At 53.4% G+C, this 19,879-nt stretch carries 16 protein-coding genes; 13 read left to right on the top strand and 3 right to left on the bottom strand.

Going from position 1 to position 19,879, the window contains the following annotated elements:
- Window positions 1-3: 3 nt before the first annotated feature.
- Window positions 4-1,764, bottom strand: a complete 1,761-nt coding sequence (locus tag ACTQ1N_RS00845) for an Rqc2 family fibronectin-binding protein (protein ID WP_441953702.1) — start codon at window positions 1,762-1,764, stop codon at window positions 4-6.
- A gap of 205 nt (window positions 1,765-1,969) precedes the next feature.
- On the opposite strand from ACTQ1N_RS00845, the gene ACTQ1N_RS00840 reads away from it, so the two are divergent.
- From ACTQ1N_RS00840 to ACTQ1N_RS00785, 12 genes are all read left to right on the top strand, one after another.
- Window positions 1,970-3,628, top strand: a complete 1,659-nt coding sequence (locus ACTQ1N_RS00840; RefSeq protein ID WP_441953700.1) for a diphosphate--fructose-6-phosphate 1-phosphotransferase — start codon at window positions 1,970-1,972, stop codon at window positions 3,626-3,628.
- Between the two features lie 161 nt (window positions 3,629-3,789).
- Entirely contained in the window at window positions 3,790-4,668 is an 879-nt protein-coding gene (locus ACTQ1N_RS00835) for a YicC/YloC family endoribonuclease (RefSeq protein WP_441953698.1), read from the top strand.
- Window positions 4,661-4,912 carry a DUF370 domain-containing protein gene (locus tag ACTQ1N_RS00830; protein ID WP_441953696.1) on the top strand — a complete coding sequence of 84 codons (252 nt, stop codon included), beginning with the start codon at window positions 4,661-4,663 and terminating at the stop codon, window positions 4,910-4,912. Before ACTQ1N_RS00835 ends, ACTQ1N_RS00830 begins: the two co-directional genes overlap by 8 nt.
- Entirely contained in the window at window positions 4,909-5,541 is a 633-nt protein-coding gene (gmk, locus tag ACTQ1N_RS00825) for a guanylate kinase (RefSeq protein ID WP_441953694.1), read from the top strand. Before ACTQ1N_RS00830 ends, gmk begins: the two co-directional genes overlap by 4 nt.
- A gap of 36 nt (window positions 5,542-5,577) precedes the next feature.
- A complete protein-coding gene (rpoZ, locus tag ACTQ1N_RS00820) occupies window positions 5,578-5,988 on the top strand; it encodes a DNA-directed RNA polymerase subunit omega (protein ID WP_441953692.1) in 411 nt (136 codons plus the stop codon).
- A 9-nt stretch (window positions 5,989-5,997) separates the two neighbouring features.
- Window positions 5,998-7,323, top strand: a complete 1,326-nt coding sequence (rimO, locus tag ACTQ1N_RS00815; RefSeq protein WP_441953690.1) for a 30S ribosomal protein S12 methylthiotransferase RimO — start codon at window positions 5,998-6,000, stop codon at window positions 7,321-7,323.
- The gene (gene pgsA, locus ACTQ1N_RS00810) at window positions 7,320-7,967 is read left to right on the top strand and encodes a CDP-diacylglycerol--glycerol-3-phosphate 3-phosphatidyltransferase (protein WP_441953688.1); all 648 of its coding nucleotides are present in this window, start codon (window positions 7,320-7,322) and stop codon (window positions 7,965-7,967) included. Before rimO ends, pgsA begins: the two co-directional genes overlap by 4 nt.
- Before the next feature lie 223 nt (window positions 7,968-8,190).
- Complete coding sequence (locus ACTQ1N_RS00805) at window positions 8,191-9,396, top strand: NADP-dependent isocitrate dehydrogenase (protein WP_441953686.1); 1,206 nt, start codon at window positions 8,191-8,193, stop codon at window positions 9,394-9,396.
- Window positions 9,397-9,449: 53 nt separating this feature from the next.
- Window positions 9,450-11,483 (top strand): BMP family ABC transporter substrate-binding protein, encoded by a 2,034-nt coding sequence (locus ACTQ1N_RS00800; protein ID WP_441953684.1) that lies wholly within the window; start codon window positions 9,450-9,452, stop codon window positions 11,481-11,483.
- A 32-nt stretch (window positions 11,484-11,515) separates the two neighbouring features.
- Window positions 11,516-12,112, top strand: a complete 597-nt coding sequence (locus tag ACTQ1N_RS00795; protein ID WP_441953833.1) for a metallophosphoesterase family protein — start codon at window positions 11,516-11,518, stop codon at window positions 12,110-12,112.
- Between the two features lie 14 nt (window positions 12,113-12,126).
- On the top strand, window positions 12,127-13,965 hold the full coding sequence (locus ACTQ1N_RS00790) for an ABC transporter ATP-binding protein (RefSeq protein WP_441953682.1): 1,839 nt from the start codon (window positions 12,127-12,129) through the stop codon (window positions 13,963-13,965).
- Window positions 13,962-15,599: an ABC transporter ATP-binding protein gene (locus ACTQ1N_RS00785; RefSeq protein ID WP_441953680.1), complete on the top strand. Its 1,638-nt coding sequence runs from the start codon at window positions 13,962-13,964 to the stop codon at window positions 15,597-15,599. The genes ACTQ1N_RS00790 and ACTQ1N_RS00785 overlap by 4 nt, the downstream gene beginning before the upstream one ends.
- Before the next feature lie 42 nt (window positions 15,600-15,641).
- On the opposite strand, the gene ACTQ1N_RS00780 is transcribed toward ACTQ1N_RS00785, so the two are convergent.
- Together ACTQ1N_RS00780 and abc-f are read right to left on the bottom strand one after the other, a co-directional pair.
- Complete coding sequence (locus ACTQ1N_RS00780) at window positions 15,642-16,526, bottom strand: phosphoribosylaminoimidazolesuccinocarboxamide synthase (RefSeq protein WP_441953678.1); 885 nt, start codon at window positions 16,524-16,526, stop codon at window positions 15,642-15,644.
- Window positions 16,527-16,986: 460 nt separating this feature from the next.
- Window positions 16,987-18,951 carry a ribosomal protection-like ABC-F family protein gene (abc-f, locus tag ACTQ1N_RS00775; protein WP_441953676.1) on the bottom strand — a complete coding sequence of 655 codons (1,965 nt, stop codon included), beginning with the start codon at window positions 18,949-18,951 and terminating at the stop codon, window positions 16,987-16,989.
- 185 nt (window positions 18,952-19,136) lie between these two features.
- Between abc-f and ACTQ1N_RS00770 the strand changes: the two genes are divergently transcribed.
- On the top strand, window positions 19,137-19,805 hold the full coding sequence (locus tag ACTQ1N_RS00770) for a redox-sensing transcriptional repressor Rex (RefSeq protein ID WP_441953674.1): 669 nt from the start codon (window positions 19,137-19,139) through the stop codon (window positions 19,803-19,805).
- Window positions 19,806-19,879: the final 74 nt, after the last annotated feature.

Genomic DNA, 19,879 nt, shown 5'->3' with positions numbered 1-19,879 from the left:
AAATCACTCTACAAGTGTCAGCCTGCTGATGTCAGGCCGCGCGATCATGGAATAGTTTGTATAGTACACTACAAAACCCGGCTTTGCCCCGCCTGGTTTTTTCACTTCCTTTTTCTTTACATAATCAATCTCGACCTTGTCTGCACCGCGTCCCTGGGAGTAGTAGGCAGCCGCGCCGGCAGCCATCTCAAAGACATCATCCGGAAGCTCCTCGGTTCCTCTCATTTTCACGATGACATGAGAGCCCGGAATCTTTTTGGCATGGAACCACCAGTCTCCGCCTGAGGCAAAGCGGAAGGTCAGCTCATCATTCTGAAGGTTGTTTTTCCCAACATAGATGTCATAGCCGTCCGGTGTCCAGAAATGGTAAGGCTCCGACTTCTTTGTCCGCGCGGCTCCTTTCTTTTTCCCCGTTACCGTCCGCTTTCTGACATAGTCGGACTGTTCCAGCTCTTCCCGGATCTGTGCCAGATCCGCCTCTGTCTCCGCCTGGTCGAGAAAGGTGCTGATGGCCTCCAGCTGCCGGACCTCGCTTTCCGTCTGCTCAATCTGAACGGTGAGGGCTTCCGCGGTCCGTTTCTGCCTGGCATACTTGTCAAAATAGCGCTGTGCATTCTCCTGTGCCGTGAGGGTGCTGTCGAGCTGGATCTTCAGATCCTTCCCGCCGTCATAGTAGTTCGGAACCGTGACGCTGCCTGCTCCCTGCGGGACATCATATCCGTAGGTATTGAGAAGCTCGCCGCAGATGCGGAACTTTTCACGCTTTTCCGTGTCCTTCATCTGCTTTCTTTGCAGCGCAAGCTTTCTCGATTCACGCTCAAGGATGGTGGAGACGACATGCCGAAGATCCGCGGACTTCTGGCGGATCCGGGTGACAGCGCTTTTTTCGGCATAGTAGGTCTCAACGACCGCTGACATGGAGTCAAAGTTTTTCTGCTCATAGTCCGCGTACATGGTCAGGGGAAGCGCCGAGAATTCGACGGGGGTGCCATCCTTGTCGTAGATGATCCGGGGAGAAAATGAACCTGCCTTCACATCTTCCATCATCTCGCTGAAGACGCGGTAAAGGTGAACCCGGGCATTCTCAGGAAATTCGCGGGCGCTCTGGTCTGATTCCAGCGAAGCCCTGTGGCAGAGCTCCTCAGCGATCACCGGGCTGATGCCGGTGTAAACCGTATACAGTGCCTTTGAAAGCGGGAGAGGCTTTGCAAACACCTCGGAGCAGAACTGGCGCTCGTCCGTTTCTTTTGGGTTCAGCTTGTGAAGGGAGTCCGGTACAAAGTACGGCCGCCCCGGCAGAACCTCACGAAGAGAGGAGGTTTGTGCGGAAACGTGACGGATCGCATCCAGAATGATCTCATTCTCATCTACAAAAATCAGATTGGAGTACTTGCCCATCAGTTCCAGAACCAGGTATTTTTTTCGAAGATCGCCCAGTTCGTCATAATGTTCAATTTCAAAACGCACAATCCGTTCCAGGGAGGGCTGTGTCACAGACAGAATATGGCCGGACCCGATATGCTTCCTGAGAAGCATGCAGAAGTTCGGTGCAGTCATCGGACTGAGCTTTGACTGATCCGTCAGATAGAGGAGGGGAAGAGAGGCACTTGCCGACAGCAGTACCTTCTTCAGACCGGAGCGTGTCTTGACGCTTAACAGGATTTCGTCAGGCTCCGGCTGGGCGATCCTCGATATATGACCGTCCGCAAGCGAACCGTTCAGCTCCCGGACGAGACTTGCAACTGTGATACCATCAAATGCCATTGAACAATCTCCTTTCAGGCAATGGCCCTTGAGCCATCTCCATCCAATTATACAGGCTAATTCAAGGGTATCCAGCGAAAAATGATTCTGAATAAAAAGTTCAGCAAAGTCCCGGAAAGTTTGCTACAATGTGTGAGGCTGATACAGAGCCCGCGTATTTGCGCGGGCAGATTACATCTGTACATGTAGGAAAGGAGTTTTCACGATGGAAATATCACCGCTTCAGAAAGAAAGACTGAAATACCAGCCGAAGCTTCCGGGTATGCTGAGAAACGGAATCTCTGACATCTGCGTCAGGGAGGGCGAGGCCACTCAGAGTGTTGCAGATCAGGAGAAGATCAGAAGCCTGTTCCCGAACACCTATGGTAAGAAGGAGATTACCTTCCAGAAGGGAGCCAATACGTCCGCTTCCAAAAAGCAGGTCGTTGGTGTCATTCTCTCCGGCGGCCAGGCACCGGGCGGACACAATGTCATTTCCGGTCTGTATGACGCTCTGAAGGCAACGAACAGGGAGAATGTTCTTCTCGGCTTCAAGGGTGGTCCGAGCGGACTGGTGGACGACGACTGCGTTGAGTTCGACGACGCCTTCATCGATGCATACCGCAACACAGGCGGGTTTGATATCATCGGGTCCGGCAGAACGAAGATTGAGACACCGGAGCAGTTCAAGGCGGCGACTGAGACGGCTAAAAAGCATGGCCTCACAGCGGTTGTCATCATTGGCGGCGACGACTCCAACACGAATGCGGCTGTTCTTGCCGAGTATTTTGCGGCAAACCATGTCGGCGTACAGGTCATCGGATGCCCGAAGACCATCGACGGCGACCTGAAGAATGATGACATCGAGTGCTCCTTTGGCTTTGACACGGCGACCAAGACGTACTCCGAGCTCATCGGAAACATCGAGCGGGATGCCAACTCCGCAAAGAAGTACTGGCATTTCGTCAAGGTTATGGGACGCAGTGCTTCACATGTCGCCCTTGAGTGTGCGCTGGAGACCCAGCCGAATATCTGCCTGATCGGTGAGGAGGTTGCGGAGAAGAAGATGTCTCTGTCTCAGATCGCAGACCAGATTGCGGATTCTGTCGAGGCACGTTCCAAGACGGAGGGCAACTTCGGCGTTGTGATCATCCCGGAGGGGATCGTTGAGTTTGTTCCGGAGTTCGGCACACTGATCCGTGAGATCAGCGAGATGCTGGCAGGCTCAAAGACCGAGGAGTTCAATGCGCTTCCGGACTGGGCTGCAAAGAAGGAATTCATCCGCAAGGGTCTTACGGCGGAGTCCTACAAGGTATTCGACATTCTTCCGGAGACCATCCAGAAGCAGCTGTTCCTCGAGAGAGATCCCCACGGCAATGTCCAGGTTTCCCTGATCGAGTCTGAGAAGCTTTTCGCGGAACTTGTGAAGAACAAGCTGGACGAGCGGAAAAAGGCCGGCACATACAAGGGAAGCTTCAAGACGCAGTTCCACTTCTTCGGATATGAGGGAAGATGCGCATTCCCGTCAAACTTTGACGCGGACTACTGCTACAGCCTGGGCTACAATGCATTCATGCTGATCCAGTATGGATTCAACGGATATCTTTCCAAGGTTTCCAATCTGTCCAGACCGGCAGATGAATGGGTCGCCGGCGGTATGCCGATCACGAAGATGATGAACATTGAGCGCAGAAACGGCGAGGACAAGCCGGTTATCCGCAAGGCGCTTGTGGAGCTGGACGGAAAGCCGTTCAAGTACTTCGAGGCTCATCGGGCTGAATGGGCGGTCAAGACCTGCTATACATATCCGGGAGCCATCCAGTATTATGGCCCGTCTGATGTCTGCGACCTGACGACCAGGACGCTGGCACTTGAGAAGGGCTGAAATACCGTACAGCTGCAGCATTGATGAAAAACCAGTCGGGTTCCCCGGCTGGTTTTTTTCAAGGAGGCCTTTTTCCCGGGCTTTTCTGCTAGCCGTTGACTTTCGAATCAGGCGTGTCATATAATGACTTGATGTCTGAATTCAGAAGGGACAGGTATGCCATGATCAGAAGTATGACAGGGTTTGGCCGCGCGGAGAGTGCGGACAGCCAGTTGAAGTTTACGGTCGAGGTCAGATCCGTCAATCACCGGTACCTTGATGCCAGTGTTCGGATGCCGAAGGAATATGCATTTCTGGAGACCTTGGTGCGGACAGAGCTGAAGAAGTACATCGGCCGCGGGAAAGTGGAGGTCTCGGTGACATGTGAGCAGCTCGGGGAGGCAGAGCTGAGCCTGAAGCTGAATGAGCAGCTGGCGCAGAAGTATGTGGACGCCTACCGGGAGCTGGAAGAACGGTTTGGCCTGAGGAATGATGTGACGGTCTGCAGACTTGGAAGTCTGGACGGAATCTTCACGCTCAGCAAAGGGGAGCTCGATGAGGAGGTCATCTGGAACGTGCTCAGGCAGGCGCTGGATGGCGCACTGGAAAAGCTGGTCTCAGCGAGAGAGGCAGAGGGCGGAAACCTGAGAAGAGATCTCCTTGAAAAACTGGATGGAATGGACAGCCTGGTCAGCAAGGTGCAGGAGCGGTATCCGGAGATTATCGCAGCTTACCGGGAACGGATCAGGGAAAAGGTCCAGGAGATCCTCTCAGACGATCAGATCGATGAAAACCGCATCGCGTCGGAGGTTGTTCTGTATGCGGACCGGCTCGCGACGGATGAGGAAACGGTACGGCTTCACAGCCATATCAAGGCGATGCAGAAGGAACTCGAAAAGGGCGGAGACGTCGGGAGAAAACTGGACTTTATTGCGCAGGAGATGAACCGTGAGGCGAATACGATCCTGTCAAAGGCCAATGATCTGGTGACGACAGATATCGGAATCGGGCTCAAGACTGAGATTGAGAAGATCAGGGAACAGGTTCAGAACATTGAATAATCATTTTATCAATATCGGGTTCGGCAACCTTGTAAACAGGGATAAGATTATCGCGGTGGTCAGCCCTGAGGGGGCGCCGGTCAGACGACTGATCCAGCAGGGAAAGGAACAGCAGCGCGTTGTGGATGCGACCGCAGGAAGACGCACGAAGGCCGTGATCATCTGTGAGGGTGACCGGATGATCCTGTCGGCGCTTGGCGCGGATACAATCGGGAAGAGAACAGTGGAGGAGCAGAAGGAATGACGGAAAGAGGGAGTCTGATCGTCCTCTCCGGGTTTTCCGGAGTCGGGAAGGGAACCGTTCTGCGGCTCATGATGAGCCGGTATGACCACTATGCGTATTCCGTATCCGCCACGACAAGGCAGCCCCGCGCCGGAGAGGTCGATGGAAAAGATTATTTCTTTAAATCGACCAAGGAGTTCGAGTCCATGATCGAGCGGGGGGAGCTTCTGGAATATGCCCGCTATGTCGACCATTATTACGGAACTCCGCGTGCGTATGTCAGGCAGCAGATGGAGAGCGGCAGGGATGTCATCCTTGAGATTGAGGTACAGGGAGCGTTGAACATTCGCCGGATGGTACCGGAAGCTGTCTTGATTTATATGCTTCCGCCCGATGCGTCCACACTCGCCGGCCGGCTGAGGGGCCGCGGGACGGAGACGGCTGACGTCATCCGGGGGCGGCTGAAGGCGGCTGCAGGAGAGGCGAGGCACATTGGCGATTACGACTATGTCATTGTCAATGACGACGCGGAGCAGTGTGCGGTGAGGCTGAACGGACTGATCGAGGCACAGCGGCTCAGAACAGCCAGAAACCTACCATTTATCAAAGGGATACAGGAAGGGCTTGAGCGCGAGGCTAGGGAAAACTGAACCAGCAGATCGAGCGACACCGAAAGGAGTATATGTATGTTACATCCGTCTTATACGGAACTGATGGATCTGATCAACCAGGACAGCGATGAGGATACCCCGGTCGTCGGCAGCCGCTATTCGGTTGTCATGGCTGCTGCGAAGCGCGCGCGCCAGCTGATCGATGGCAAGACGGGTCTTCCTGAGGAGGATCTGCATAAACCGCTTTCGACGGCGGTCCAGGAGCTCTGGGACGGCGATATCCGGATTGTCCGCGAGGATACGGACATGGAGGATGAGAACGAGATCCGTGAGGACATGGACAAGGAAATAGAGAGCTTTCTCCCGAGCGAACAGGAGGCGGAGAAGCTGTATGCGGAGGAGCATCCGGGCGAGAAGGACCCGTATCTGAAGGAGAACGGCGGAACAGAGGAAGCTTCTGATGCATCCGGGGCAAAGCAGGAATAAGGGGACGTTATGCGGAAGATTCTGCTTGTATCTCTCGGATGTGACAAAAATCGTGTCGACTCTGAGAAGATGCTCGGGCTGCTGAACTTAAAGGGATATGAAATCACGGACGATGAGACCGAGGCAGAAGTGATCATTGTCAATTCCTGCTGCTTTATCAATGATGCCAAGCAGGAATCCATTGATACCATTCTGGACATGGCACGGCAGAAGGAGACAGGAAAGTGCAGGGCACTGATTGTCGCCGGATGCATGGCACAGCGCTACGAGAAGGAGATCCGGGAGACACTGCCGGAGGTAGACGCCTGCGTCGGGACCGGGTCAATTGCAAAGATCGGCGATGTGATCGATGAAGTGCTGAAAGGGCAGAGGGAAGATATTCTGGATGATGTCGACAGTCTCCCGCTTGCAGAGGGGAAACGGCTTCTGACAACCGGCGGACATTATGCCTATCTGAAGATCGCAGAGGGGTGTGACAAGCACTGTACCTACTGTGCGATTCCGATGGTCCGCGGCCGGTATCGTTCTGTCCCGATGGAAAGTCTTCTCTCCGAGGCAAAGGATCTGGCGGACATGGGCGTCAGAGAGCTGATCCTGGTTGCGGAGGAGACGACGCTCTACGGTACGGATCTGTATGGCAGGAAGTGCCTGCACGAGCTGATCCATCAGCTTGCGCAGATCCGTGGAATCCGCTGGATCAGGGTGCTGTACTGTTATCCGGAGGAAATCTATGAGGAACTGATCCAGTGCATGAAGGAGGAGAAAAAGTTTGTGCACTATCTGGATCTGCCGATTCAGCACGCGGACGACGAGATTCTCAGACGGATGGGCCGACACACGACCAATGAGGACCTGAGGCGTATCATCGCACATCTGCGTGAGGAGGTTCCGGACATCGTACTGCGGACGACTCTGATTACCGGTTTTCCGGGGGAGACACAGGAGCAGCACGAGGAACTCTGCCGCTTTATCAACGAGATGGAATTCAACCGGCTCGGCGTATTTCCTTACTCAAGGGAGGAGGGAACCCCCGCAGACCGGATGGATGGTCAGATTGATGAGGAAACGAAGCTGAAGCGCCGCGATGAACTGATGGAGCTGCAGCAGGAGATCTCCGCAGATCTTCTCCAGAATCTGGTCGGACATGAAGTTGAATGTATCATTGAGGGACAGGCTTCCGGGGAGAATGTCTACGTTGCGCGCAGTTACGGCGATGCCCCGGATGTGGATGGCTATATCTTCATCAACACAGATGAACCGATGATGACAGGCGATTTTGCACAGGTAAAGATCACAGCCGCATCCGACTATGATCTGACAGGAGTACTGGTATGAGCAAGAATGAGAGAGAAGATACAGCGACAGCTGCTGAGGCAAGGCAGAAACAGGTGAGGGAGACAAAGAACACAGGCAAGCCGTCGGGCGGAAAGTGGGTACCGGGGAAAAACCTGCCGAACCAGCTGACAATTCTGCGGGTATTCATGATCCCGCTGTTTGTCGTCTTTCTGATGGCGGTTCCGGGAAAAGCGGGAGACATCACGGCAACGGTGATCTTTATTGTTGCCAGCCTGACCGATACGGCGGACGGCTATATTGCAAGAAAATACAATTATGTGACAGTCTTCGGGAAATTCATGGATCCGCTGGCCGATAAGCTCCTTGTCTGCTCTGCGATGATCTGTCTTGTCGATCTGGGAAGGATTGAAAGCTGGATCGTGATCATCATCATTGCAAGGGAGTTCATCATCTCCGGCTTCCGCCTGATCGCAGTCGAGAAGGGGAAGGTGATCGCAGCCAACTACTGGGGAAAGTTCAAGACTGCCTCCCAGATGGTGATGGTGATCCTCATGGTTGCCAATCTCGGAGGATTTTTCAATACACTCGGCGAAATCTTCAAGTGGATTGCGCTGGCGCTGACTGTCATTTCTCTTGTATCCTATCTCGTTCAGAATCAGGAAGTGCTGAAGGAGACGGACTGATAAGGAGCCGGAGAGAGGGACAGCCTGATCCGGCGTCAGAAAAAGAAGATCGTGCACAGGCACCCGGCATCCGGCCGGGTGCTTTTTGTATGTGCTTTTCAGGTGTTTTCGGATATGGTAAGATGAAGAGCGGTATGAAAGAACGGCGCAGACTGTTTTGATGAAACAGATGGCTGCGGAAACCGGATGCAGCGCAGATGGATGAAGAAGAGGAGGAGACAGCATGGGAAAGATTCAGATGAAGACACCGCTTGTCGAGATGGACGGCGATGAGATGACGAGAATTCTTTGGAAGATGATCAAGGATGAGCTCCTGCTTCCTTATATCGATCTGAAGACGGAATACTATGATCTGGGGCTTCAGCACAGGGATGAGACCGATGATCAGGTGACGGTCGATTCCGCGAAGGCGGCATTGAAATACGGCGTGGCGGTCAAGTGTGCGACGATTACGCCGAATGCAGCCCGCATGGAGGAATATCATCTGAAAAAGATGTATAAGAGTCCGAATGGAACGATCCGGGCGATTATGGACGGGACGGTGTTCCGCAAGCCGATCACGGTGAAAGGGATCGAACCGAATGTCCGTACATGGAAGAAGCCGATCACGATCGCCCGTCATGCATACGGGGATGTCTATCGTGATGTGGAGATGCGGATCCCGGGACCTGGAAAGGCAGAGATGGTTTTCACGGATGCGGAAGGGCATGAAAGCCGGAAACTGATTCACGAGTTCGATGGACCGGGTGTCATTCAGGGGATGCACAATCTGGACAAATCAATTGAAAGCTTCGCCAGAAGCTGCTTCTCCTACGCGCTCGATGCAGGGGAGGATCTCTGGTTTGCATCGAAGGATACGATTTCCAAGCAGTATGATGGAAGATTCAAGGAAATCTTCCAGACCATCTATGAGACAGAATATAAAGAGCAGTTTGCGAAAAAGGGAATTACCTATTTTTACACGCTGATCGACGACGCGGTTGCGCGTGTCATGAAGAGTGAGGGCGGGTTTATCTGGGCCTGCAAAAACTACGATGGGGATGTTATGAGTGATATGCTGTCGTCCGCTTTCGGATCCCTTGCGATGATGACGTCTGTTCTGGTGAATCCGGACGGAAAGTATGAATATGAGGCGGCACATGGAACCGTGCAGCGCCATTATTACAAGTATCTGAAGGGGGAGGAGACCTCCACGAACTCCGTCGCAACGATCTTTGCCTGGACTGGAGCCCTGAGGAAGAGAGGGCAGCTGGATCAGCTTCCGGAGCTCGTATCGTTTGCGGACCGGCTGGAGAAGGCAACGCTTCAGACGATTGAATCCGGGAAGATGACAGGGGATCTGGCGAGGATCACGACTCTTGACAGCCCGGTAACACTCAGCAGCCGTGATTTTATCCTGGCAGTCAGAGACACCATGGAGACACTCTGACAGACTGCTTTTCAGACAGATACCTTGACAGATGATCACGAAGGAGGAATCCTATGGCATCAGACGATTACAAAAAAGCACTGAAGATGGGCAAGGCGGCTTACCGCAGGGCGTTGAGCCGCGGAGAATACCCGTATCTTCCCGCCCTGGATGCCATTCTGACGCAGGCGGAGATGAAAACGGAGGAATCCCTGGGACTTGTCAATATTCCGCTTGATCAGATCGTCGGAACAAAGACCGAGGGAAGGCAGAACTCATTTGCCAGCAACTTTATGCCGCTCATGCCGGAATACTCTGAATTCGCCAGAAAGTGGGACGGCGTGCTTGATTACCATATGAACCAGGGAATCGGTGATCCGATTGTCTGCTATGAGTTCATGAATAAGTTCTATGTGCTTGAGGGAAACAAGCGCGTCAGTGTCCTGAAGTATTTTGGCGTGGATTCGATCGAGGGGACGGTCACGCGCGAGATTCCGTATCCGCAGGACACGCCGGAGAGCAGGATCTATTTTGAATTTCTGGACTTCTACAAGGACAGCCAGGTGAATTATATCTGGTTTACGCAGCCTGGAAGTTTCCCGAAGCTGACGCTCGCCCTGAAGAAGAAACCGGGTGAGAAGTGGACGGACGAGGATAAGGAGAATTTCCGTTCTCTCTACACAGAATTTCTGGGACTTTTCAAGGATAAGGGCGGAGATAAGCTGAAAATTACAGCAGGGGATGCCCTTCTGTTTTACCTGTCGCTCTATTCCTACAAGGAGATTCTGGAGAAGTCCCATTCTGAGAAGGCGAAGGATCTGGACCGGATCTTCAAGGAGCTGCCTGCACTCGGTGAGGAGACGCAGGAATCACTTGTCTTCAAGCCGGAGGCAGCATCAGGCGGAAGCGTTCTGAACCGGATTCTTCATCCGCTTGGCGGGAAGACGCTCCGGATTGCCTTTATCCATGACCGGCGTATGAGCGAATCCGGCTGGACCTACGGACATGAGCTCGGGAGAATGCATGTGGAGGACGTATTCGGGGACAGGGTCCAGACGGCTGCGTATTTTCTGCAGGATGATGAGCGGGATATTGCGGAGCTGCTTGATGCGGTCATCCAGGATGGATATGAGATCATATTCACGGCCAATCAGAAATTCCTTGCGGCGAGTCTGAAGGCGGCGATTGAACATCCGGAGGTCAAGATTCTGAACTGCTCTGTCGGGCAGCCCCATAACTCCATCCGCACGTATTACGGAAGGCTGTTCGAGGCAAAATATCTTGCGGGCATGATCGCCGGCGCCATGACGGAAAACGAAAAGATCGCGTACCGGGCGAATTTCCCGATTTATGGAACCATGGCAGAGATTAACGCTTTTGCCCTCGGAGCCCGGATGACGAATCCGAGAGCGCAGGTATATCTGCACTGGGACAGCCTGAAGGATCATGAGCATCTGAGCGATCTTCTGGACCGGGAAAACATCAGCGTCGTGTCGGGCAACGATATGATCCGCCCCGGGCAGGAAGGCAGCGAATATGGTCTGTTCCTCCGGAAGAATGGGAAAACCGTGAATCTCGCAGCACCCATCTGGAACTGGGGAAGATTCTATGAACGGATCATCAGTGATATTCTGCAGGGAAACTGGGACAGTGGAGACGATGTGAAGTCCAGGAATGCAGTCAACTACTGGTGGGGGATTTCAAGTGGAATCATCGATCTTGTCCTTTCCGGCAACCTTCCGCATGGGGTACGGCGGTTTGCCGATGTGATGCGGAGCCGGATTGCGGAGGAGGACTGGCTGCTGAATCCTTTCGCGGGAAAGCTTTTCCTGCAGGATGGCCGTGCAATCGGGACAGATACGGGGGCGCTTCCTGCGCAGGAGGTGATTACGATGAATTACCTTCTCGAAGGCATCGTGGGCAGCATTCCCTCGCTCGATGAGCTGAATCAGGAGTCGAGAGACCGGATTGCGATGCAGCAGATTATCACGCCGGAGTCTGTGAATGCAGCGACAGCAAAGCACACACCGGTCCAGGTGGTGGAGAAGGTCATCATGACCAGTGAGGAACCGCCAAAGGAAGCCGTATCGGAAGAGAATAATACCTGAACGGCAGGTTAGAAAGTTGAGATGGATTGATGATGAAAATCCTCCTGGTTGCGGATGAACCGTGTAAATCGTACTGGGACTACTATGATGAGTCAAAGCTGAAGGGAATTGACCTGATCCTCTCGGCCGGGGATCTTCCGCCTGAATACCTGTCGTTCCTTGTGACATTTGCAAACTGCCCGCTCTTATATGTTCATGGAAATCATGACGCCAAGTATCAGGAAAGGCCGCCGGAAGGCTGTATCAATATTGATGACAGGGTCTATGTCTACAATGGCGTGCGGATCCTGGGGCTGGGCGGAAGCCAGCGATATGGATTCGGCGACTATCAGTATACAGAGAAGGAGATGCAGAAGCGGGCGAAGAAAGTCCGCTTTCAGATCATGAGAAGACACGGGATTGATATCCTGCTGACGCACGCTCCGATGCGCGGATGCGGCGACCAGGACGATCTGCCGCACCAGGGATTTGACACATTCCGGGACATTGTGACACGCTACAAGCCAGCCTACATGGTGCACGGGCATGTGCATAAGTCCTACGCCTATGATTTCCTCCGCACAAGGCAGGTTGACAGCACGACGGTGATCAATGCGTATGAACGGTACATTCTGGATTATCCATCCTGACGGGGAACGGAATTGTGACAAATACAGACCATAATCAAGACTCAAAAGGGACCTGGCACAGAACGCGCCAGGTCTTTCGCACACCAGTCAGGTATCCGGACCGGATTTACAGCTACTTTTTCAGGGAGTGGAGGACGCTTCTGATTGTAGCCGTGAGCGGGACTTTGTTTAATCTCGGACAGTCGCTCTGTGCCATGCGCCAGGGACAGCTGGTTGATGCCATTGCCGCGCAGGAAAGGCATGGCAGCGGAGCGGTTCTTCACGCAGCGGGTGTTTTCCTTCTGACTGTCATCGTGGTGCAGCTGCTGCGTCTGGCAAAGCGATACTATGTAAGACGGTTTGCGAATGCGACGGATATCTCCATGCGGATGATGGTATACAATCATATCATCCACGAAGACATCAGCAGACTGGAAGCTGAAAATTCCGGACAGGTGATGACGAAGGCGCTGGGGGATGTTGACCTGACAGTCGAAGGCATGCGGAAGGCAACAACAGAAGTCTTTGATACCGGCGTTCTCCTGGCCGGTTATCTTGTGACGATGCTGAGGGGAAGCATTCCGTGCACAGTGTTGTCTCTGCTGCCGGTTCCGTTCGCACTGCTGGCTGCGCGGTTCTTAAAAAGGTATGTTGAGGCATCAAACAGGAGAGCCCGTGAGATGAGTGCCCAGGTGGCCGGCGCAAGCCTGGATGCGGTCAGGAACAGCCTGCTCTATCGTGTGACTGGATCAGCCGGCAGGCAGGAGACGGCTTATGAGAGCCGCCTGTCTGCTCTTGAAAAGGAGCAGATATCAGCCGGTATTCTGGAAAATGCCATGCAGCCGGCCTATAACGCAATCACACTCTGCGGGGCGCTTGTGGTCCTTTTCTATGGCGGGCGGCTTGTTCTTGCCGGAAACTGGACAGTGGGAGCGTTTACGGCTTACCTCACGATTTTTCTGGCCTTTTCGCTGAAAATCGCCAAGGTATCAAAGCTTCTGAACGCTTGTCAGAAGGCAAGCGTCTCCTGGAAACGGGTGAAGCCTTATCTGTCCGGGTGGCGGGAGGAAGCCCCTGCGGCTGATCCGAGGTATCCTGAAGCGGATATGAAAGAAACAGCCATTACGCTTCTGTGCAGAAACCTCACGGTTTCCAGGGGCGGCCGGGAACTGCTGTCTCCGGTCTCATTTGCAGGGAAAAAAGGGCAGCTGATCGGAATTACCGGTCCTGTTGCCAGCGGAAAGAGTACGCTGGGCGAGGCGATCGCCGGAATCCGGACCTGCGGCGGGACAGTGAGGGTGATGGGACATGACCTGGCGCTCTTATCCGGGGCAGAAAAGTCGGAGCTGATTTCCTATATGGGACATCGCCCTGAGCTGTTTGACCTGAGCCTGCGGGACAATATTCTGCTCGGCAGGCGGGAGGATCCGGACAGGCTCAGGGAGGTCCTCCACGATGTCTGCCTGGATGAAGACCTGGATAAGATGGGAAGAGGCGCTCTGGACCGCAAGACGGGTTCTGCAGGAAAGATGCTCTCAGGCGGTCAGCGGAGCCGGATTTCCTGCGCGAGAGCGTTGTACGGAGAGCAGCCGCTGATCGTTCTGGATGAACCATTTGCAAATGTGGACAAGGATACGGAACAAAAGATGATTCGGAACCTGAAGGCGCACCATTCGAATTCCCTTCTGATTCTCATCACGCACCGAATGAGGGTGCTGGCAGATGCGGATCTGGTGCTGATGATCGAGGAGAACGGGTATGTCCGGACCGGCACGCACGAAAGCCTGATGAAGGAGTCTGAACGGTATCGGGAAAGCTTCCTGCTTCAGGAAAAAGAATGCATGCAGAAAGAGTCAGAGCGGGGGAATTTATGAGGAGAGGAAAGCATTCCCGCGTATGGGAAGAGATCGGGTCTGTCATCCGGAAGAACAAGGGAAAGGCAGTTTTTCTGGCCGTCTGCATGACTGCATCTGTCATCCTGGCGCTGATTCCGCCGCAGATACTCAGGCATGTGGTGGATGACAATCTGATCTCCGGCAGACGGCAGGGGCTGTTCGGGCTTGCCGTTCTCTATGTTGCAGCCTCTGTGCTTGGTGCGGCCTCAGAGTTTGGAAAAGGCGTCATGCTGACGGTGATCGGGGAGAAGTATATTCACAGAATCCGGACCGATCTGATGGAAAAGCTGAACAGGCTGCCGCTTGAAAAACTGACACATGAAAGTGAGGGTGAAATTACCGGCCGCTTTGTGAACGATGTCGAGAGCGTTGGGTCGCTTGTCTCTGACGGAATTGCATCGATGGTGACCGATCTGCTGAAAATCATCGGAATCATTCTGTCCATTCTGCTGTTCTCGTGGAAAATGGCACTCCTTGTCGCTGCGCTGGTGCCGGCGGTCTTCTTTCTGACCAGGCTGTTTCAGAGGCTGACCCTTGGCGCGCAGGAAAAAAATCTGGCCCAGATGGGACAGATGAACACAGTGCTGACGGATTCCATTGATAAAGCCCAGACGATCAAGGTGTACCACAGAGAAGCCTGGATGCAGCGAATTTATCACCTGGAGCTGGAGGATAACTACAGGACGAATGCGTCGATCTATCTTCTGGATGCTTCCTACTCGCCGATGGTTCAGGTCATCCGGGCAGCTGCCATCGCCCTGATCGCTGCGATGGAGTCACAGCATCTTCACCTTGTCACGATTTCGGCTGGTGTGGCAGCAGCCTCCATTGATCTGATCGCCAGACTGTTCGACCCGATCAATACGCTGGGGATGGAGTTTCAGAACATTCAGAGAGGAATCTCAGGAATCAGAAGAATCGATCTGTTTCTGGACCAGGAACAGGAGGAAGAGCGCACGCGGATGCTTGACGCGGAAGAACTGGAGGGAGAAGTCCGGTTTGACCATGTCTCATTTGCCTACAGAGGCGGACCGACTCTGTTTCACGATTTCTGTCTCACGATGAGACGGGGAGACCGGGTCACGGTCACCGGGCGGACTGGTGCCGGGAAGACAACGCTTGTCGGCCTCCTGACGGGCTTGTTCTCTCCTGCGCAGGGCAGGGTGATGATCGGGGGCATCGATACCAGGGAGATCGCGGACGCGCAGAAACGAATGATCTTCGGCTATGTGCAGCAGGACTTTGTCGAGATACCGGGAAGCGTTCTGATGCAGGTGACGATGGGAGATGAACGCGTTACAGAGGATATGGCGCTGGAGGCGATCGGGAAAGTCGGACTGATCGATGAGCTCCTGGCGCTGCCGGATGGGCTTGATACGGACATGAGTCAGGCAGGTCTTTCCCAGGGGCAGAGAATGTTGCTTCAGATTGCGCGCGCCATCGCGCCGCGTCCGAATATCCTGATTTTTGATGAAAGCACCGCAGGCCTCGACTCTGTCACAGAGAAACGAATCGATGACGCCCTGGTCCAGGCCGGAGAGAACCGTATTGTTCTGATCATCTCGCATAGAAAGACGGAAGGGCTGCCAGGCGGGAAAGTTGTGCAGCTGTAAGAAAAAGAGAGCCGGGGGAAATCCCCGGCTCTCTTTCTGCAGTTACCTTCCGGTGCGGGTAAATTCCTTCCCTGTCAGCAGAAGATAAGCTTCCTTATACTTCTCAATGGTACGGTCGATGACTTCCTGGGGAAGCTCGTAATCGCTGTCCGGGTTGGCTTTCAGCCAGTCACGGACAAACTGCTTGTCGTAGGAAGGCTGACTGTGTCCGGCCTGATAGCCGTCTGCCGGCCAGAATCTGGAGGAATCCGGGGTCAGCATCTCATCTCCAAGGACGATTTCTCCATTCTCATCAAGGCCGAACTCGAACTTGGTGTCCGCAATGATGATGCCGCGGCTGCTGGCATAGTCGGCACATTTGGTGTACAGTTCGATCGTCTTGTCACGCAGCGCGGTCGCATATTCTTTCCCGTGACCGGGGAACTTCTTTTCCAGCACATCAATCGACTGTTCATAAGAGATGTTCTCATCGTGATCGCCCAGATCTGCTTTTGTGGAAGGGGTGTAGATCGGCTCAGGCAGCTTCTGGCTCTCGACCAGGCCCTCAGGGAGCCGGATGCCGCAGACCGTTCCGGTCTTCTGATAGGAAGCCCAGCCGCTTCCGGTGATGTAGCCTCTGACGATGCATTCAAGCGGGAGCATGGTCAGCTTCCGAACCTTCATACTGTTGCCGGTAAACTGCTCTTGGCGGAAGAATTCCGGCATTCTTTCGTTGTCCGTCGTGATCATGTGGTTCCGGATGACATCCTTCGTGTACTCAAACCAGAAAGAAGACATCTGTGTCAGGATCGCACCCTTGTCCGTGATCCGGTTCTTCAGGATGTGATCAAATGCTGAGATCCGGTCTGTTGCGACCATGATCAGGCTGTCTCCGATGTCATAGACTTCTCTGACTTTTCCAGACTTGAATGGCTTGTACTCCTTCATGCTGACTGTCCTTTCCCAACTGTTGAACAAAACTTATCGCCTGACCAATTCTAGCACAGTGGATATGCCCTTGTATATTGAAAAATTCGCAGAAACGTTCGGAAGGAATTCTGCGCGGAAGAAGAGCAGCAGCCAGCCGGTATGAATGTTACATGCACACATATTTGATTCACTAAAACAAATGTTACATGAAATAATTGAATATGCATACAATGCATAAACATGCATAATATGCACAAATGAGTGTGGATACCATAAAAAGGCCGAAAATGTGGATAAGTGGATATCTGTGGGGATATGTTGAAAAGTGAGAGAGAATGGAATGCCGATGGAGATGATTCCGAGGGGTCTCAGAGAAAATGTTACATAAATGAAGGGCAGCGGAGACACCCGCTGCCCTTCCGGACACGTCATTTACATGTCAATCTGATTCTGGTTTCTGTCTGCTTGAAGGCTGTGCTTACTCGGCCAGCTTAGACCATTCATCGTAGAGCGCTTCCAGCTGTGTGGTGAGTGCTGCTTTTTCCCTGGAGAGGCTTGTCACTTTTCCGACATCCGTGAAGACTTCTTCCCGGGACATCTCCTCGTCGATCTCGTTGCTGCGCGCTTCCAGACCGGAGATCTCCGCCTCCAGCTTTTTCAGCCGGCTTTCTTTTTTCCGGGCTTCGGCCTGAAGCTCCTTCTGGCGCTTCCAGTTCTCTGCGCCTGCGTCGCTGCCGGATACGTGCTGCATGGAAAGGTGAGAGGCATTCCCGGAAGCGATCTGTCCGCCGGAAGCGGAGTGGATGGTCTGCTCATTTGCGGGAGCAAATTTCGCTGTCAGTTCATCCTTCTTTTCAAGATAGTAATCGTAGTTGCCGAAATAGCTCACGATGACGCGGTTTGTCAGCTCGATGATGCGGGTCGCAACCTGGTTGATAAAATAACGGTCATGTGAGACACAGAGAACCGTACCACTGTAAGATTTCAGGGCGTCCTCGAGAATCTCCTTCGAGAGAATGTCCAGATGGTTTGTCGGCTCATCGAGAATCAGAAAGTTGGACTCCGAGAGCATCAGCTTCGCGAGGGACAGCCGTCCCCGTTCGCCGCCGGACAGGTCTGACACACGCTTGAATACATCATCTCCGGTGAAGAGAAAAGAGGCGAGGGTGTTTCGGATGGTCGTGTTGTCCAGTGTGGGGTAAGCATCCTGAAGCTCTGAAAACAGTGTCTTGTCCGGATGCAGTGTCTGGTGTTCCTGATCGTAATAGCCGATGTGAACACGGGTACCGAGCCGGATGGTTCCCTCGTCCGGCTTCAGGCTGCCGATGATCAGTTTCAGAAAGGTGGACTTTCCTGTTCCGTTGTTTCCGATCATACAGACTCGTTCGCCGCGCCTGATTTCAAGGTTCAGATCTGTGAAGAGCGGGTACTCAAAGCCTTTTTTCAAGTGTTCAACTGTCAGGACATCATTGCCGGAGAGAATACGGGGCGTCAGCTGGAGGTGCATGCGGGCGTCGGCCTCGGCAGGCTTGTCGATCCGCTCGATTTTATCCAGCGTCTTTTCACGGCTCTCCGCGCGCTTGATGGACTTTTCTCTGTTGAAACTTTTCAGCTTCTCGATGACAGCTTCCTGATGGCGGATTTCAGCCTGCTGGTTCATCCAGCTTTTCAGCTGTGTCTCCCGCAGCTGTCTTTTTTTCTCTGCGTATGCAGAGTAGTTTCCGGTAAATGTCATGCAGGTTCCGTTATCGATTTCCACGACCTTTGTCACAACTTTGTTCAGAAAATAGCGGTCATGGGCCACAATGATCACGGAGCCCTGATAATTCAGCAGATAGTTTTCCAGCCACTCGATCGAGTTGAGATCCAGATGGTTGATCGGCTCATCGAGCAGGAGAATGTCAGGTGCCTGAAGGAGCAGCTTGCCGAGTGCCACACGGGTTTTCTGTCCGCCGGAAAGACTGTCGGCGGGTTTTCCGAATTCTTCTTCTGTGAAACCAAGGCCCTTCAGAACCCCGGAGACCTCGCTTTTCCAGGCGTAGCCGCCCAGCCGCTCATATTCCTCCTGTGTTTTATGGTACTGATCCATCAGAAGATTCAGACTTTCCCCGGAAACCGTGCTCATCTGCTGCTCCATGCTCCGGAGGCTTTCTTCCATATCAATGACGTTCTGCTTGACCTGCGCTGTCTCGTCCCAGATCGTCCGGTGACCGGAGAGTGTGTTGATCTGGGCAAGATATCCCAGCGTACGGCCTCGGGAAACCGTGACTTCCCCGCTGTCGGGCGCAAGCTCTCCGATGATGATTTTCAGAAGGGTAGACTTGCCGGCTCCATTGATCCCGACGATGGCAGCCTTCTCATGCTCTTCAATATGAAAGGATACGTTCTTCAGGACAACGTCAGTCCCGAAAGCTTTTGAAATATTGTGACAGGATAGAATCATGATTCACTTTTTCCTCTGGATAATAATCGTGATGACACGTTCATCATGATATGGGAAGCGCTTTGAAAAATCAAGAAGCGGCGTGTTTGACGAATGTGCGGGAAAAACCTATAATAATCAGCAGTATGCCTGCGAGAAACGATATCATCTGCAGGTTTTTTATTCATGTGGAGGATTGTACGGCGATGGAAGAAAAGGAAATCCCGAAGGCCGTCATCAGCCGGCTCCCGAAATACTACAGGTACCTTGGCATCCTGATGGATGAGGGCGTGGAGCGCGTCTCCTCGGCAGATCTGAGCCGTCATATGCACGCTACAGCATCCCAGATCAGGCAGGATCTGAATCATTTCGGGGGGTTTGGCCAGCAGGGGTACGGCTATAACGTCAAATATCTTTATGAAAGCATCGGAAAAATTCTGGGCCTTGACAGGGGCTACACGATGATTATTGTCGGCGCGGGACGGATTGGAATGGCTGTCGCAAGCTATGCCCGTTTCGAAAAAAGAGGGTTCAAGGTCATCGGCATCTTTGACCGCAGACCGGAGAACCATCGCGGAGAGAATGCCGGCGGTATCAGGGTCAGAGGGATGGATGAGCTGCCTGCTTTTCTCAGGCAGACCAAGCCGGATATCGCGGCGCTGACCATGCCGTCGGAGGGGGCTGCCATGGTGACACCGATTCTGATCGAGGGCGGAGTCAAGGGCATCTGGAATTTTTCCCATATGGACCTGGAGGTTCCGGAGGATGTCACCATCCAGGATGTTCATTTATCGGAGAGCCTGATGGAACTGGGATACCGGATGAACCATCCTTCCGGAGGGCAGAAGTCTTCCGGAAAGAGATCGGAATCCTGATTGCGGCGGAGAAACCGGAAGGGTTTTCCGGAAAGAGATCGGAATCCTGATCGCCGGCGGAGAAACCGGAAAGG

Source organism: Porcincola sp. LCP21S3_C12 (assembly GCF_052118625.1).
In the GTDB taxonomy this organism is placed as follows: Bacteria; Bacillota; Clostridia; order Lachnospirales; family Lachnospiraceae; genus Porcincola.
This window is presented reverse-complemented; position numbering and strand designations above follow the sequence as displayed.